Origin of the sequence: Salinilacustrithrix flava, assembly GCF_041228405.1 — a bacterium.
GTDB lineage: Bacteria > Actinomycetota > Acidimicrobiia > Acidimicrobiales > Salinilacustritrichaceae > Salinilacustrithrix > Salinilacustrithrix flava.
The window spans coordinates 787,241-801,884 of the sequence record NZ_CP133888.1 but is presented as its reverse complement, the minus strand read 5'-3'; the positions used below and the strand labels follow the sequence as shown (position 1 = coordinate 801,884).

Below are 14,644 nucleotides of genomic sequence, written 5' to 3'. Positions count from 1 at the left end.
CCTCACGCTCGCCGCGCGGCGAGTTGTGAGGCGCAGCCGAGCAACTCGAGAGGTGAGGCTCGCCCAGCGAGCCGAACCGACTCAGTCGTGGATGTGCTGGCTCAGGTAGTTCTCGAGCCCGACCTGCTCGATGACGTTGAGCTGGGACTCGAGCCAGTCGGCGTGCTCCTCCTCGCCCACGAGCAGGTGCTCGAGCAGCTCGGCCGTGCCGTTGTCGCCCTTCTCCCGGGCGAGGGCCACGCCGCGGTTGTAGCGCTCGACGGCGGCCTTCTCGAGGTCGAGGTCCAGGCGGTGCTGCTCGGGCACGGTCTCCCCGACGAGCACGCTGTTGAGCCGCTGCAGGTTCGGGACCCCGTCGAGGTACAGGATCCGCTCGATGACCTTCTCGGCGTCCTTCATCTCGTCGATGGACTCGTCGTAGTTGTGCTTGGCCAGGCGCTTGTAGCCCCAGTTCTCGCACATCTTGGCGTGGATGAAGTACTGGTTGATCGCCGTGAGCTCGGCGGTGAGCGCCTCGTTCAGGAACTCGATGATCTCGGGGTCGCCCTGCACGGGTGCCTCCTGGTCGTTGCGACGGATCGGGGGGACGTCAGTGTCGCGCAGGCTCGGCCGAGCGCATGCGGATCGACTCGTCGACGATCACGGCCTCGATGGCCGGGATGCAGCCGCCGCAACGGGTGCCGGCACCGCAGCGGGCACCGACGACCTCGACGGTCTCGGCCCCGAGCCGCACCTCGGTGCGGATCTCCTCGGCGCGCACCGCGTGGCAGTGGCAGACGATCACGATCGGGTCCCTACCCGGGGGCCCACGGTGGGCACGCCCTGGTCGAGCAACCCGAGGGCGGCCGCGACGCCGACGTGGACCTGGCGAGGCCGGCGGTGGCGGGTGCCGGCGACCACGGCGCACAGCTCGCCGTCGCGGACCTCGAGTCGCTGCCACAGGATCCGGTCGAAGCGGCCGCGCACGGCAGCGGCGGCGCGGACCCGCTCGGCGGCGGGGAGCTCCTGCACGGGTGCGGACACGTCCTCATCGTGGCACGCCTTGCCCTTCAGTGTAAAGAGGCCTTAATGCCAGGCCATCGCCTCGCCTGCTGACGGCGACGGGTCTGGAGTCCAGGGGTCTCGGGGAGGAACCGGGTCGTGACCGAGCCGCTGACAGGAGCGACAGGACCGTGCGCCAGCTGCGCCTGACCGCCCCCGTCGAGGCGCGGGACCGGCTCGACGACCTGCTCGGCCGCCACGACGCGCACGCCGTGCGCATCTGGGACCTCGCCGGCGACGCCACGTGCGTCGAGCTCTCCCTGACCAACCGGGACATCGGCGAGTTCCTCGACGACGTCGACGACCTCGGCGACGTGACCATCACCATGAAGCCTCAGAGCGTGCTCACCCTGGTGCCGGGGCGCGAGCAGGCCCCCGAGGACCTCGTGGACGTGGAGCCCCTCAGCCCGCACGAGGTCTTCCTCGCCGGGCTGCAGTCGGTCGGCTCGTGGACCGGCTTCCTCGGCTACGCCGCCGTGGCCGGTGCTGTCGTGTGGATCGGCATGCAGCTCAACTCGGTGTTCCTGCTGATCGCCGCGATGCTCATCGCCCCGTTCGCCGGGCCGGCCATGAACGCCGCGCTGGCCACCGCCACCGGCGACCGCCGGCTGCTGGGTCGCACGGTCGTCCGCTACGGCGCAGCGATCACCGTCGTGGTGGGTGTCGTCGCCGCGCTCCACGCGCTCCTCGGCACCGACCTGCCCACGAACACGATGGCCGACACCGCCAACGTGTCCGCCGTCGCCGTGCTCCTGCCCCTGGTCGCCGGCGCGGCCGGTGCGTTGAACCTCATGCAGGCGGAGCGCTCGAGCCTGGTGAGCGGCGCGGCGACCGGCGTGCTCGTGGCCGCCGCCCTGGCACCACCCGCGGGCCTGGTCGGGATGGCGCTGGTGATCGGTGAGTGGGCCATGGTCGGCTCCGGCGCGTTCCTCCTGGCCCTCCAGCTGCTCGGCCTGAACCTCTCGGGCGCGCTGCTGTTCCGCCTCTACGGGCTCCGGCCCGGCTCCGCCCGCTACGGGCGCGGCACGTCCGGGGTGTCGTGGGCGGCGCTCGGAGCCTCGGTCCTCGGTCTGGTCGTGCTCGTCACCTTCCAGCTCTCCTCGTCGCCGACGCTGCAGCGCTCGACGGTCCAGACCGAGGTCGCGTCGCAGATCACCGAGCTGGTGGTCGAGGACCCGGAGGCGGACCTGGTCGAGGTGGATGCCCGCTTCACCCGCGCCGACATCCCGGGCCAGGACACCCTGCTCGCCGTCGTGCACGTGCAGCCCACCGGCGACGCCGACCTCGACCAGCTCGAGCAGCGCCTCGGCGCCGAGCTCTCGGCGGCGATGACCGAGCGCCACGACGTGGTCGCCCTCGTCACCGTCACGGCGATCCCCCGCCCCTGAGCGCGTCGGTGCCCGGGCCGGGGCCCGGGCACCTGCATTCCGTCTGATGTCAGCCGATCAGCTGGCGGCGTCCTCGCAGACGACCTCGGTGATCAGCTTGGCCACGATGTAGGGGTCCATGTTGGCGTTGGGCCGACGATCCTCGATGTAGCCCTTCTTGTCGACCTCGACCTGCCACGGGATGCGCACCGAGGCGCCGCGGTTGGACACGCCGTAGGAGTACTCGGTCCACGGGGCGGTCTCGTGCATGCCGGTGAGGCGGCGCTCGACGCCGGGGCCGTACTGGCTGATGTGCTCGGTGTGGTGCTTGCCGAGCACCTCGGCCGCCGCGATGCATGCGTCGTAGTCGTTGCGCATGAGCTCGGTGGAGAAGTTCGTGTGGCAACCGGCGCCGTTCCAGTCGCCCGGCATGGGCTTCGGGTCGATGGTGGCGGCCACGTTGAAGTCCTCGGCGATGCGGTAGAGCAGCCAGCGGGCGATCCACATGTGGTCGCCGACCTCGACGACGCCGGCGGGGCCGATCTGGAACTCCCACTGGCCCATCATCACCTCGGCGTTGATGCCGGAGATCTTCAGGCCGGCCTCGATGCAGGCGTCGAGGTGGGCCTCGACGATGTCACGGCCGTAGACCTCGTCGGCGCCGACGCCGCAGTAGTACGGGCCCTGGGGGCCGGGGAAGCCGCCGCGGGGCCAGCCGAGCGGGTGGCCGTCCTCGAGGAACGTGTACTCCTGCTCCATGCCGAACCACATGTCCTGGTCGGCGTACTTCTCGGCGACCTCGGCGGTGGCCCGACGGGTGTTGGAGACGTGGGGCTTCATGTCGATGTCGAGCACCTCGTTCAGCACGAGGATGCTGTCGCCGCCACGGATCGGGTCGGGGCAGACGAAGACCGGATTGAGCACGCAGTCCGAGGAGTGACCCTCGGCCTGGTTGGTCGACGAACCGTCGAAGCCCCACACCGGCGGCTCCTGGCCCTCGGCGAGGATCTTGGTCTTGGAGCGGAGCAGGGGCGTCGGCTTGGTGCCGTCGATCCAGATGTATTCGGCCTTGATGCTCACGGGTGTGGTTGCCTTCCGGGAGGAGTCGGGGGTGCGGGGTTGCTTCGCCATTCAACGCGCGACGCGTGTTCCGGGCTTTTCTCGAGTGTGAACGCTTTGTGAACCGGGCGCCAGGGGCGGGTCCGCCCGTATCAGCCGGCCGGTCGGCTGCGTACCATCCGGGCCATGGAGCGGCAACGTGAGTACGTCCTGCGGACCGTCGAGGAGCGAGGGGTCCGGCTGATCCGGCTCTGGTTCACCGACGTGCTCGGCCAGCTGAAGTCCTTCGCCATCTCGCCGGCGGAGCTCGATGCCGCCTTCACCGAGGGCATGCACTTCGACGGATCGGCGATCGACGGGTTCAGTCGGGTGCAGGAGTCCGACGTCCTCGCCCTCCCGGATCCCAAGACCTTCGAGATCCTGCCGTGGGGCCCGTCGCCGGAGGACAAGAACTCCACGGCCGCGATGTTCTGCGACATCTCGAACCTCGACGGCACCCCCTTCGCCGGGGACCCCCGCCACGTCCTCAAGCGCAACCTGGCCGCGGCCAGCGAGAAGGGCTTCACGTTCTTCGTGGCCCCGGAGATGGAGTTCTTCTACTTCGAGTCGGAGGGCGTCGGGCAGGGTCGGGCGCCCGTGCCGCTGGACGACGGGTCCTACTTCGACCTGACCACGACCGACGTGGCCAACGACCTGCGCCGCAAGACTATCCACATGCTCGAGGCCCTCGGCATCCCGGTCGAGTACTCGTTCCACGAGGACAGCCCGAGCCAGCACGAGATCGACCTGCGCTACACCGATGCGCTGTCCATGGCCGACAACGTCATGGCCTGCCGGCTCATCGTGCGCGAGATCGCCATGCAAGCCGGCGTCCACGCCACCTTCATGCCCAAGCCGCTCGAGGGCGTGCAGGGCTCGGGCATGCACACCCACATCTCGCTGTTCGAAGGCGACACCAACGCCTTCCACGACCCCGACGACCCCTACCAGCTGTCCGCCATCGGCAAGGCGTTCATGGCCGGTGTCCTGCGCCACGCCCGGGAGCTCACGGCCGTGACCAACCAGCTGGTCAACAGCTACAAGCGCCTCCTCCACGGGTCGGGCGTCGGCAGCCAGACGCAGTTCGAGGCGCCGGTCCACGTGTCCTGGGGCCGCAACAACCGCTCGGCCCTGGTGCGCGTCCCGGTCACCAAGCCTGGCAAGAGCACCTCGACCCGCCTCGAGTACCGGGCACCGGACCCGGCCTGCAACCCCTACCTCGCCTTCTCGGTGCTGCTCGCCGCCGGGCTGAAGGGCATCGAGGAGGGCTACGAGCTCCCGCAGGAGGCAGAGGCCAACGTGTGGACGATGACCGATGCCCAGCGGGCTGCGGAGGGGATCGTGCCGCTGCCCACGTCCCTCGCCGAGGCGATCGACGAGATGGAGCGGTCCGACCTGGTGCGGGAGGCGCTCGGCGAGCACATCTTCGAGTGGTTCCTGCGCAACAAGCGGGCCGAGTGGGACCTGTACCGAGCCCAGGTCACGCCCTTCGAGCTCACCCGCTACCTGGGCAGCTGGTAGCCCCGGTCATGGAACCGCTGCTCGTCTACCCCGACCCGCCCCCGCCGGTGCTGTCCCAAGGACTCGACCTGGCGGGCTACCCGTGGGTCGCGGTCGGTGCCGACGCGGACATCGAGCGCCTGGAACCCGCCGACGGCTGGCCCGGCGCGGTGATCCTCGCCGTCACCAACCCCGAGGGCGCGTTCGCCATGTGCCGGGCTCTGCGCAAGGGCGACATCCCGTTGGAGCCGGTGCTGCTCATCGCCTCGGCCGAGCAGCTGCCCGAGCTGGACATGCGCGAGGACCTCTTCGACGACTTCTGCGTGCTGCCGTTCCAGCCCGCCGAGCTCGACGCCCGCCTGCGCGCGCTGTTCCACAAGACCGGCCGCGGCGCCCGCCCCGAGCTGGTGGAGCACGGCGAGCTCGCGCTCAACCTGGAGACCTACCAGGCCGCCATCTCGGGAAAGCCGCTCGACCTCACCTACATGGAGTACGAGCTGCTCAAGTTCCTCGCCTCCCACCCGGGCAAGGTGTTCACCCGCGAGATCCTGCTGTCCCGGGTGTGGGGCTACGAGTACTACGGCGGCGCCCGCACCGTCGACGTCCACGTGCGTCGCCTGCGGGCCAAGCTCGGCGAGGAGCACGCCGGCTTGATCCAGACGGTCCGCTCGGTGGGCTACCGCTTCGGCCAGTCCCGCTGGATGGGCTAGCGCAAGGGGTTCACAGCCGTTCGTGGCCTCGGTATCCTCCCGGCGAGAGACCGTTGGGTCTCCGGGGGTGGACCGAATGGACGGAGCCGCAGCTGTCATCGGGCGATTGCTCGAGTGGTACCTGGGGCCGGCCCCGCCGGTCGCGCTTCGCTGCTGGGACGGCAGCCGCTGGGGTGACCCCGGTGCCGGGCTCCAGGTCGACGTCCGCTCGCCCGACTCGGTGCGCCGTCTCCTCTGGGATCCGGGGGAGCTGGGCCTGGCCCGGGCCCACGTCGCCGGGGAGCTCGACTTCGACGGCTCGGTCTTCGACCTGCTCGGGCTCCGGGACCGCCTGGTCGACCGCGACGCCGACGCCGGGCTCGACCTCACCTGGCGCGAGCGCGCCGTCCTCGTCCGCGACGCCAAGCGCCTCGGGGTGCTCGGCCGCCGGCCGGAGCCCCCGCCCGAGGAGGCCCGCATGCGGGGCCGGCGCCACTCGAAGGGCCGGGACCGCGCTGCGATCTCCCACCACTACGACGTGGGCAACGACTTCTACCGGCTGGTGCTGGGTCCGTCGATGACGTACTCGTGCGCGCTGTTCCCCACGCCGTCGACCACCCTCGAGGACGCGCAGGCGCTCAAGTACGAGCACATCTGCCGCAAGCTCGGGCTCGAGCCGGGCCAGCGCCTGCTCGACGTCGGCTGCGGGTGGGGCGGCATGGTCCTCCACGCAGCCGAGCACCACGGCGTGCGAGCGACCGGCATCACGATCTCGGAGCAGCAGGCGGTGCTGGCCCAGGAGCGGGTGCGGGCCGCCGGCCTCGAGGACCGCGTCGAGATCCGCCTGCAGGACTACCGCGACGTCGCCGACGGCCCCTACGACGCGATCTCCAGCATCGGCATGTTCGAGCACGTCGGCATGGCGCAGGTGCGGGCCTACTTCGAGCGGCTCCTCCAGCTGCTCCGACCCGGCGGGCGCCTCCTCAACCACGCCATCTCCCGCACCTCCGGCGAGGGGCCGCTGGACCCGGGGTCGTTCCCCGGCCGCTATGTGTTCCCCGACGGCCAGCTGCACGAGGTGGGGCGCACGGTGTCGGCGATGCAGGACCTCGGCCTCGAGTGCCGGGACGTGGAGTCGCTGCGCGAGCACTACGCCCGCACGCTGCGGTGCTGGGTCGCCAACCTCGAAGCCGACTGGGACCGGGCCGTCACGTTCGCCGGTGCGCCCCGGGCCCGGGTGTGGCGGCTCTACATGGCTGGTTCCGCCGTGGCCTTCGAGGCCCACCGGCTCAACGTCCACCAGACGCTCGCGGTGCGGACCGCAGCCAACGGCACGAGCGGGATGCCGGCGACGAGGCCGGATGCCGTGCGGTCGCCGCGGAGGCTCGTCAGCCGTTGAGGTCGACGAGCTCGGAGCCCTCGTGGCGCACGTCGGCCTCGTTGCGCAGGAAGAACCCGATGGCCGCCGCGCCGAGGCTGCCCGACATCAGGACGCTCACCGGGATGAACACGATGAGCACGAAGACGATGATGGCGGCACCGATCATGGCCGCCATGGTGCCAGACCGCCGCCACCCCTCGGGAAATTCCGTGGATCCATACCACCGGTGGTGACCGATCCACGGGATTTTCGGTCAGGGGGTGACCACGACCTTGCCGGTGGCCCGGCGCTCGGCGAGGTCGTTGATGGCCTGCACCGCCTGGTCGAGGGGGTAGGTGGCCGACACGTGCGGGTCGAGCTTGCCCTCGGCGAGCCAGCCGAGCAGCTCGGCGATGTTGGCCTTGTTGCGCTCCGGCTCCTTGCCGGTGAACGCGCCCCAGAACACCCCGACCACGGAGCAGCCCTTCAGCAACGGCAGGTTGAGCGGCACCTTGGGGATGTCGCCGGCGGCGAAGCCGACCACGAGGAACCGGCCGTCCCAGGCCATCGACCGGAGCGCCGGCTCGCTGAGGTCCCCGCCGACCGGGTCGTAGCAGACGTCGACGCCCTTGCCGTCGGTGAGCTCCTTGATCCGGCCCCGGAGGTCCTCGGTGGAGTAGTTGATCGTCTCGGCCGCACCCTTGGCCCGGCACAGCTCGAGCTTCTCGTCGGTTGACGCGGCGGCGATCACCCGGGCGCCGAGCAGCGCGCCGATCTCCACGGCGGCGAGGCCGACGCCGCCGGCCGCCCCGAGCACGAGGAGCGTCTCGCCCGCCTGGAGGCGGGCGCGATCCACGAGCGCGTGGTGTGAGGTGCCGTGGGCGAGCAGGAAGCCCGACGCCTGGACCAGGTCCACGCCCGGGGGCACCGGGATGGCGGACTCGGCGGCGACGGCGACCTTCTCGGCCATGCCGCCCCAGCCGAGCGTGGCCAGCACCGCGTCGCCGACCTGCAGGCCGTCGACGCCCTCGCCGACCGCGCTGACCGTGCCGGCGATCTCGCCACCGGGGGAGAAGGGCAGCTCCGGCTTGAACTGGTACTTGTCCTGGATGATCAGGACGTCGGGGAAGTTGACCCCGCAGCCGGCCACGTCGACGACGACCTGGCCCGGACCGGGGGTGGGGTCGGGGACCTCCTCGACGACCAGGTCCTCGACGGGTCCGAACTGCTTGCAGAGCACGGCGCGCATGCCCGGCAACCTAACCCCACCGGGAAACCTCGTCTGCGGGTCACACCTGGTGCGACGGACCGACGAGATCTCCGGTCGTCAGCTGCCCGGGACCCTCGCCCAGGCCTCGACCTCGACCAGGGCGCTGATGGGCAGGGCGGCGACGGCGACCGCGGAGCGGGCCGGGCGGTGGCCGTCGGCGTGCTCGTCGAAGGCCTGCACGTAGACGTCGTTCACCGCCGAGTAGTCGTCCATGTCGACGAGGAACACGGTGGTCTTCACCACGTCCGCGAGCGTGGCGCCCTCGGACTCGAGCAGCGACCGGACGTTGGCCATGGCCTGGGCCAGCTGCTCGCGCACGCCGCCCTCGACGAGCTTGCCGTCAGCCAGACCGACCTGGCCGGAGCAGATGATCCAGTCGCCGCTGCGGACGACGGGCGTGTACGGGCCGACGGGGGTGGTCATGTCCGCAACGGTATCCCGGTGGGCCAGACCGGGGGTCGGCCCTGGTGCACCCAGACGGCCGCGGCGACGGCGGCGAACACCGCATCGGACACCGGCACCGCCGGCCCGTCGCCGGGGGCGACGTGGACGTGGATGGGTGGGGTGTCGACGGCGCGGAGCACACCGAAGGACCGGATGGTGAGGTCGTGGACCTGGCCGTCGGCGTCGACGGTGAGCGACTCCGAGGTCACCCACGACGCGCCCTGGTGGGCGGCGCCGACGCAGTAGGAGCGCAGCGCGACCCCATCGAGGGGGTCGCCGCCGTCGGCCTCGACGTGGATGGTGCCGTCCTCGCCGATGCGGGCCCGGGCCGAGCCGCCGCCGGGCTGGGTGACCGGGCCGACCCACCCGTCGTCGTCGGCGCCCGTGGACCCGACGACGAGCACGGCAGCCTCGACCCAGCCGGCGCCGCGCACGCTCGCCGACGTCGGCGGACCGGCGACGTCGACCTCGACGACCTCGAGGTCGGGCGCCAGCGATGCGATGGCCTCGGCGATGCCGGCGGTGCGGGCCACGTGCACGACGCCGGTGCCATCGGCTCGCACGCCGGCAGCGAGCGGCGGCCGCTTGGCGCCGAGGCGCACCGTGTCCTCTCGGCTGTACAGGGCCCGGACGGTGGTGCCGTGCTCGTCGGCGAGGCGGCGAGCCGCGTCGGGGACGGGGGAGTCGGCCTTGGCGCCGAAGGCCCCGCCGTTGCCGGCTGCGCTGGCCGGCGCGCCACCGGGCTCGCACCAGGACGCGTCGGTCTCCAGGTAGGCCGGCTCGACCCACGACGTCTGCAGCGTGAGCGCCCAGTCGCCATCGGGGACGGGGATGGGGGGCTCGCTGTCGGCGGTGGTGTGGCGGCCCTGCACCTTGGCGGCGTTGGCGCGCGCCGCGGCGACGGACTCGCCGAGCGTCCAGCGACCCTCGGGGTCGAGCACGGCGACGACGCTGCCCGCGGGGGCGGTGTCGTCGGCGAAGCCGGCCTTGCCCAGCGCGACCTCCGGCTCGAGGCGCTGGGGGACGTGCCCCTCCAGGGTCGCTCGCGCAGCGGCGGCGTCCAGGTCGCGAGGGGGAAGGTCGGCCCCGTAGGCGTCCCACGCGTCGAGGATGGTGTGCCAACCGGTGCAGCGGCACAGGTGGGCGAGCAGCGCCTGCTCGACCTTGGCGTGGTCGGCGTCGGCGTCCTTGGCCCGCAGCGCGGAGAGGCGGGTGACGATGCCGGGCGTGCAGAAGCCGCACTGCGACCCGCCGGTGGCGCACAGCGCCTCGGCCCAGGTGGTGGCATCGTCGAGGTGGTCGGGGGTGGTGATCTCCCGGCCGCGCACCCGGCGCACCGGCGTTACGCACGCCACCCGGGGCTGGCCGTCGACCAGCACCGTGCAACAGCCGCACTGGCCCTGGGGGGAGCAGCCGTCCTTGGGCGCCCGCTCCCCGAGCTCGTCGCGGAGCACCCCGAGCAGCGACGCCGAGGCGTCCGCGACCTCGACCTGGCGCCCGTTCACCCGCAGCTGCAGGGGCTCGCCGGACGGTCCTCGCTGATCGTGGCCGGCCATGGGGTCACACTACGGTCGCGCCCCATGCGCGACCGCCTCGTCGTCCCCTCGTCCCGCCTGATCGTGCCGGCGGCCCTGAGCCGACGGGGCTTCCTCGCCGGGGTCGCCGCCGCCGGTCTCCTGGCCGCGTGCGGTGACGACGACAGCGGCACCGCCGCCACCGACACCCCCGCCGGCTCGAGCGGCGACGGCAGCGGCGATGTGGCCGGCGGCATCGTCGGCGGGCTCTCGGCGCTGCGCTACTACGGCCCCTACTACCGGGCCGGCCAGCCCGCCCGCGTCCCCTTCGGCCTCGCCGACGACGAGGGCCCCCTCACGGCGGAGCTGATGCCCGGGGCGCTCACGGTGTCCGTGCGCGACCCCAACACCGACGAGGTCGCGTCCGGGATCACCGCCGAGCTCTACACCGAGGGCCTGCCCCGCCCGTACTACGCCTTCGAGTTCACGCCGGAGACGGCCGGCTTCTACGACATCGTCTTCGACACCGAAGCCGGCGAGGTGATCACCCAGGTCCAGGTGGTCGAGGCCGACGACCCCACCGCCTCGGCCATGATCGGTCCGGGCGACGAGATGCCGGCGCTGGAGACCCCGACGGTCGACGATCCGAGAGGCGTCACGCCGATCTGCACGCGGGAGCCGGACTGCGACCTCCACGGTCGCACGGTCGCCGACGCCCTCGCCGCCGGCGAGCCCTTCGCCCTCCTGGTCGCGACCCCGGCCTTCTGCCAGACGGTCGTGTGCGGTCCGGTCCTGGACGTGCTCCTGGACGTGCTGCCCGACGTCGCCGGCGTCAGCGCCGTCCACGCCGAGGTCTACGCCGACCCCGAGGCGATGGCCACGCCGCCCACCCAGGACGACTTCGCTCCGGTCGTCGGCGACCTCGGCCTCGCGTTCGAGCCGGTGCTCTACACGGTGGGCGCCGACGGCACCGTGCGGGAGCGCCTCGACTACATCTTCGGCGAGGCCGAGATCCGCCGAGCCCTCGAAGCGCTGGTCGCCTGAGCGATCGGCGACGGGGGATGGCCAGCGAGCACGACCTCGACCTGGTCGCCCGCATCAGCGCCGGCGACGCGTCCGGCCTGCTCCTGGCCGACGATCCGGCCGAGGTGGCCGCTGCCGCGGCCCCGGTCGACGGGGTGGTCCGGGTCGACGTCGAGGACCTCGCCGCCGCCATCGCCGCAGCCCGGGTCGGCCTGGCCGAGCGGGTGGTGGCGCGGGCCCGGCGGGCGGAGCAGGAGCTGGTCGCCGGGGTCACCGCGCCTTCGGATCCGGGGACGGGCGGGGACGGACCGGCGCACCACGCCGACGCCGATCGCCACGCCATCCGGTTCTCGGTGGCGATCCTGGTGCCCGCGCTCGCCGGCGGGATCGCCGTCTACCTGGCCGACGGCCTGCTGCTCGCACCGGCGCTCCCCGCGGTCGGCCTGGCCCTCGTGGTCGGCGTGGTGCTCGCGCACCGTCGGGGTGCGGCGCCTCCGCCGAGCGCGGCGCTCGCGCCGGAGCACGCCGATCCGGGTGCCGTGGTGGTGGGCGACGGTCCCGCGGTCCGGGCGGCCGAGGCGCACCTGCGTCGCCAGCAGGCGGGCTGGAAGCTGGCGTGGTGGGAGCGCGGGCAGCCGGTGCCGGATCTGCCTGCGTGGTCAGCCGGCCGGGCGACGGACCCGGCGATCACGCTCGTGTCGGTCGATGTCGCCGGCTCGCTGGACGCCGATGCGCACGCCGCGATGACAGCGGCCACACCGGCCCCCGTGCGCGTCGCCGTGCTGCAGCCTCGCAGCTGAGAAGGGCTAGGAGAAGCTGGAGCCGCAGCCGCAGGTGCGCTGGGCGTTGGGGTTGTTGATCGAGAAGCCCGACTCCAGGCCGTCCTTGAAGTCGAGGGTGGCGCCCTCGAGCATCACGGCGCTGGAGGAGTCCACGAGGACGCGGACGTCGCCGTAGGTGAGCACCTTGTCGTCGTCGGCGACGTCGGTGTCGAAGAACATCTCGTAGCTGAAGCCGGAGCAGCCGCCGGGGCGGACGGCCACCCGGAGCGCCAGGGCGGCTTCACCCTCTTCGTCGATGAGGCTCTTGACCTTGGCGGCAGCGGTGTCCGTGAGCGTGATCATGGCCACCAGCGTATCGGAGGTCTCCGGACGCGGTGCAGGCGCGGCTCGGTCAGCCGGCCTTGCGGACCACGTCGACCTGGCAGGGCGTGCGGTCGACCAGGGGGTGGAAGCGGTGGACCTCGGCGCCGGCGCCGCACCCGATGAACCCCTCGACCATGCCCTGGTGCATGCTGCACACGAGGTCGGGGTGGGCTTCGGCCAGCTCCCGGAAGGGGCAGTGCGTGAAGGCGATGGTGACCGCCTCGCCGTCGTCGGCGCGGGCCGGGTCGAACCCGAAGGCCTCCAGCTCGCGCTCGAGCGCATCCACGAGGTCGGCCGGTGCGTCGGCTCCGGCGCGGGCGAAGTCCTCCCGCCCCTGCTCCCGGCCCACCTCGAGCAGCTCCTCGGGATCGACGCCGGCGGCGGCCGCGGCACGGAGCAGCATCCGGGTGACCGTGGGGAAGGCAGGGGGCTCGAGGCCGAGCGAGGGGGCGTCGGCGGCCAGGGCGTAGCGGTGCTGGGGGCGACCGACCGAGCCGGTGGCGACCGTGGTGACCTCGACCAGGCCGAGGTCGCGCATGCGCTCGAGGTGGGGTCGGACGGTGTTGGCGTGGAGATCGAGGGTCTCGGCGATCTCGGCCGTGGCCAGGGGACGGACCGAGCGCGCCAGCTCCAGGTAGATCGCGTAGCGGGTGTTGTCACCCAGCGTCTTGAGGATCTCGAGGCGTTCGGCCACGGTGCGAGGCTACCGGCACGCCCGCTCTGGTTTCCACGGGAGCCGCCGGGAGAATTGCGGGACGGGCGGTAGGATCGTCCCCATGACCAGCCCCGCCGTCACCGTCTCCCCCGAGACCGTCACGACGATGCTGCGCGGTGTCATCGACCCCGAGCTCGGCAGCGACGTGGTCGAGCTCGGCATGGTCCGCGGCGTCGACGTCTCCCCGTCCGCCGAAGGTGAGGGGGTCACCGTCACCGTCACCATCGCGCTCACGACGTCCGGCTGCCCGCTGCGCGCCCAGATCCAGAAGGACGTCCGCACCCGCATCCTCTCCATGGAGGGGGTCGACGCGGTGAAGCTCGCCTGGGACGAGATGAACCAGGAGGAGAAGGCCCGGGCCATGGAGCGGGCGCGCTTCAACGTGGCCCAGCGCGAGGAGGACTCCTCGGTCGGCCCCACCACCAAGGTGGTGCTCGTGTCTTCGGGCAAGGGCGGCGTCGGCAAGTCCACCGTCACGGTCAACCTCGCCGCCGCCATGGCCGCCACCGGCCTGAAGGTCGGTGTCCTCGACGCCGACATCTGGGGCTTCTCCGTCCCCCGCCTGCTCGGCGTGTCGGGCCGCCTCGCCAGCCGCGAGCGCGAGGGGCGCAAGATGATGGTGCCCCAGGAGCGCGAGGTGGGCGACGGCCTCCTGCGCATCGTGTCGATGGGCTTCCTCGTCGAGGACGAGCAGTCGGCGCTGATGTGGCGCGGCCTCATGCTCAACCGCGGTGTGCAGCACTTCCTCCAGGACGTCGACTGGGGCGACGACCTCGACTACCTCCTCGTCGACATGCCCCCCGGCACCGGCGACGTGCAGATGGGCGTGGCCAAGCTCATCCCCCGCAGCGAGGTGCTGGTCGTGACGACGCCGGCCGTGAACGCGCAGAAGGTCGCGGCCCGAGCCGTGTCGATGTCGCGCAAGAACTACCTGCGGGTGTGCGGCATCGTCGAGAACATGAGCGCCTTCGTCTGCGACCACGGCGAGCGCTACGAGCTGTTCGGCAGCGGCGGCGGCGAGATCCTGGCCCAGGAGAGCGGCGCGCCGCTGCTCGGGCAGATCCCGATGGAGCCGACCGTGTCGCTCGAGGGCGACGCCGGCGACCCGGTCGCCCTGCGCGACGGTCCCGCCGGCGAGGCGTTCCGGGCCCTGGCCACCCGCCTGGTCGAGGAGGCCGTGCCGCAGTCGGAGATGGCCGGCTGCTCGGCCCGCATGCTCGACGCGGCCATGGCCAACCTCGACTCCCTCGAGCTCTAGCCCCGATCTGGGGCACCCCGTGTGACCGCCCCGTGACCGACAGGTACCCCAGAACGGGTTCGGGGCGCGGCTGACCCCGTCGCTCCGGTGCCCCCCAGCACCACGTCGACGGGGTCAGCGGCGAAGGGGAGCGGCGAACCCCGCATGCGAACAGCCCTCGCATCCGGGAGTGTCGGGACGCTTCGCCCCTCGGTTGTGGCCGGCTCGTCCGGCGTGCACT

17 protein-coding genes are annotated in these 14,644 nt (G+C 72.3%); 7 read left to right on the top strand and 10 right to left on the bottom strand.

The genetic code is table 11. The features are described 5' to 3' along the window. Window positions 1-81: 81 nt before the first annotated feature. The 3 genes from bfr to RGQ06_RS03895 are packed head-to-tail and all read right to left on the bottom strand — an operon-like array spanning window position 82 to window position 1,023. A complete protein-coding gene (gene bfr / locus RGQ06_RS03905; protein ID WP_432429194.1) occupies window positions 82-552 on the bottom strand; it encodes a bacterioferritin in 471 nt (156 codons plus the stop codon). Window positions 553-589: 37 nt separating this feature from the next. Continuing rightward, the gene (locus tag RGQ06_RS03900; protein WP_432429195.1) at window positions 590-784 is read right to left on the bottom strand and encodes a (2Fe-2S)-binding protein; all 195 of its coding nucleotides are present in this window, start codon (window positions 782-784) and stop codon (window positions 590-592) included. Then, a complete protein-coding gene (locus RGQ06_RS03895) occupies window positions 781-1,023 on the bottom strand; it encodes a hypothetical protein (protein WP_432429196.1) in 243 nt (80 codons plus the stop codon). The genes RGQ06_RS03900 and RGQ06_RS03895 overlap by 4 nt, the downstream gene beginning before the upstream one ends. Before the next feature lie 149 nt (window positions 1,024-1,172). Between RGQ06_RS03895 and RGQ06_RS03890 the strand changes: the two genes are divergently transcribed. Continuing rightward, window positions 1,173-2,429 carry a DUF389 domain-containing protein gene (locus RGQ06_RS03890; RefSeq protein ID WP_432429197.1) on the top strand — a complete coding sequence of 419 codons (1,257 nt, stop codon included), beginning with the start codon at window positions 1,173-1,175 and terminating at the stop codon, window positions 2,427-2,429. Between the two features lie 57 nt (window positions 2,430-2,486). Here RGQ06_RS03890 and glnII read toward each other — a convergent pair whose 3' ends face one another. Continuing rightward, complete coding sequence (glnII, locus tag RGQ06_RS03885) at window positions 2,487-3,488, bottom strand: glutamine synthetase GlnII (protein ID WP_432429198.1); 1,002 nt, start codon at window positions 3,486-3,488, stop codon at window positions 2,487-2,489. 165 nt (window positions 3,489-3,653) lie between these two features. Here glnII and glnA point away from each other — a divergent pair, with 165 nt between their 5' ends. The 3 genes from glnA to RGQ06_RS03870 all read left to right on the top strand — a co-directional run bounded on the left by glnA (window position 3,654) and on the right by RGQ06_RS03870 (window position 7,094). Beyond that, window positions 3,654-5,027 carry a type I glutamate--ammonia ligase gene (gene glnA, locus RGQ06_RS03880; protein WP_432429199.1) on the top strand — a complete coding sequence of 458 codons (1,374 nt, stop codon included), beginning with the start codon at window positions 3,654-3,656 and terminating at the stop codon, window positions 5,025-5,027. Between the two features lie 8 nt (window positions 5,028-5,035). Continuing rightward, complete coding sequence (locus tag RGQ06_RS03875) at window positions 5,036-5,716, top strand: winged helix-turn-helix domain-containing protein (protein ID WP_432429200.1); 681 nt, start codon at window positions 5,036-5,038, stop codon at window positions 5,714-5,716. 76 nt (window positions 5,717-5,792) lie between these two features. Further along, the gene (locus RGQ06_RS03870; protein ID WP_432429201.1) at window positions 5,793-7,094 is read left to right on the top strand and encodes a class I SAM-dependent methyltransferase; all 1,302 of its coding nucleotides are present in this window, start codon (window positions 5,793-5,795) and stop codon (window positions 7,092-7,094) included. On the opposite strand, the gene RGQ06_RS03865 is transcribed toward RGQ06_RS03870, so the two are convergent. The 4 genes from RGQ06_RS03865 to RGQ06_RS03850 all read right to left on the bottom strand — a co-directional run bounded on the left by RGQ06_RS03865 (window position 7,084) and on the right by RGQ06_RS03850 (window position 10,325). Next, the gene (locus RGQ06_RS03865; RefSeq protein ID WP_432429202.1) at window positions 7,084-7,242 is read right to left on the bottom strand and encodes a hypothetical protein; all 159 of its coding nucleotides are present in this window, start codon (window positions 7,240-7,242) and stop codon (window positions 7,084-7,086) included. The genes RGQ06_RS03870 and RGQ06_RS03865 overlap by 11 nt on opposite strands. 87 nt (window positions 7,243-7,329) lie before the next feature. Further along, window positions 7,330-8,304 (bottom strand): NADPH:quinone oxidoreductase family protein, encoded by a 975-nt coding sequence (locus RGQ06_RS03860; RefSeq protein ID WP_432429203.1) that lies wholly within the window; start codon window positions 8,302-8,304, stop codon window positions 7,330-7,332. Between the two features lie 78 nt (window positions 8,305-8,382). Beyond that, entirely contained in the window at window positions 8,383-8,748 is a 366-nt protein-coding gene (locus tag RGQ06_RS03855) for a RidA family protein (RefSeq protein WP_432429204.1), read from the bottom strand. Beyond that, complete coding sequence (locus RGQ06_RS03850) at window positions 8,745-10,325, bottom strand: 2Fe-2S iron-sulfur cluster-binding protein (RefSeq protein WP_432429205.1); 1,581 nt, start codon at window positions 10,323-10,325, stop codon at window positions 8,745-8,747. Before RGQ06_RS03850 ends, RGQ06_RS03855 begins: the two co-directional genes overlap by 4 nt. Before the next feature lie 24 nt (window positions 10,326-10,349). On the opposite strand from RGQ06_RS03850, the gene RGQ06_RS03845 reads away from it, so the two are divergent. Further along, window positions 10,350-11,327, top strand: a complete 978-nt coding sequence (locus RGQ06_RS03845) for a hypothetical protein (RefSeq protein ID WP_432429206.1) — start codon at window positions 10,350-10,352, stop codon at window positions 11,325-11,327. Window positions 11,328-11,344: 17 nt separating this feature from the next. Continuing rightward, entirely contained in the window at window positions 11,345-12,106 is a 762-nt protein-coding gene (locus RGQ06_RS03840) for a hypothetical protein (RefSeq protein ID WP_432429207.1), read from the top strand. 6 nt (window positions 12,107-12,112) lie between these two features. Here the strand turns inward: RGQ06_RS03840 and erpA are convergent, their stop codons facing one another. Together erpA and RGQ06_RS03830 are read right to left on the bottom strand one after the other, a co-directional pair. Further along, on the bottom strand, window positions 12,113-12,430 hold the full coding sequence (gene erpA, locus RGQ06_RS03835; RefSeq protein ID WP_432429208.1) for an iron-sulfur cluster insertion protein ErpA: 318 nt from the start codon (window positions 12,428-12,430) through the stop codon (window positions 12,113-12,115). Window positions 12,431-12,479: 49 nt separating this feature from the next. Beyond that, window positions 12,480-13,145 carry a helix-turn-helix transcriptional regulator gene (locus tag RGQ06_RS03830; protein ID WP_432429209.1) on the bottom strand — a complete coding sequence of 222 codons (666 nt, stop codon included), beginning with the start codon at window positions 13,143-13,145 and terminating at the stop codon, window positions 12,480-12,482. An 82-nt stretch (window positions 13,146-13,227) separates the two neighbouring features. Here RGQ06_RS03830 and RGQ06_RS03825 point away from each other — a divergent pair, with 82 nt between their 5' ends. Next, window positions 13,228-14,424 (top strand): Mrp/NBP35 family ATP-binding protein, encoded by a 1,197-nt coding sequence (locus RGQ06_RS03825; protein WP_432429210.1) that lies wholly within the window; start codon window positions 13,228-13,230, stop codon window positions 14,422-14,424. Window positions 14,425-14,644 lie beyond the last annotated feature (220 nt).

Bases quoted from the DNA above. Each gene is read 5' to 3' on its own strand.
- RGQ06_RS03850 (WP_432429205.1), bottom strand. From the start codon at position 10,325: ATGGCCGGCCACGATCAGCGAGGACCGTCCGGCGAGCCCCTGCAGCTG.
- RGQ06_RS03870 (WP_432429201.1), top strand. From the start codon at position 5,793: ATGGACGGAGCCGCAGCTGTCATCGGGCGATTGCTCGAGTGGTACCTG.
- RGQ06_RS03865 (WP_432429202.1), bottom strand. From the start codon at position 7,242: ATGATCGGTGCCGCCATCATCGTCTTCGTGCTCATCGTGTTCATCCCG.
- RGQ06_RS03845 (WP_432429206.1), top strand. From the start codon at position 10,350: ATGCGCGACCGCCTCGTCGTCCCCTCGTCCCGCCTGATCGTGCCGGCG.
- RGQ06_RS03875 (WP_432429200.1), top strand. From the start codon at position 5,036: ATGGAACCGCTGCTCGTCTACCCCGACCCGCCCCCGCCGGTGCTGTCC.
- RGQ06_RS03855 (WP_432429204.1), bottom strand. From the start codon at position 8,748: ATGACCACCCCCGTCGGCCCGTACACGCCCGTCGTCCGCAGCGGCGAC.
- RGQ06_RS03860 (WP_432429203.1), bottom strand. From the start codon at position 8,304: ATGCGCGCCGTGCTCTGCAAGCAGTTCGGACCCGTCGAGGACCTGGTC.
- RGQ06_RS03840 (WP_432429207.1), top strand. From the start codon at position 11,345: ATGGCCAGCGAGCACGACCTCGACCTGGTCGCCCGCATCAGCGCCGGC.
- glnA (WP_432429199.1), top strand. From the start codon at position 3,654: ATGGAGCGGCAACGTGAGTACGTCCTGCGGACCGTCGAGGAGCGAGGG.
- RGQ06_RS03825 (WP_432429210.1), top strand. From the start codon at position 13,228: ATGACCAGCCCCGCCGTCACCGTCTCCCCCGAGACCGTCACGACGATG.
- erpA (WP_432429208.1), bottom strand. From the start codon at position 12,430: ATGATCACGCTCACGGACACCGCTGCCGCCAAGGTCAAGAGCCTCATC.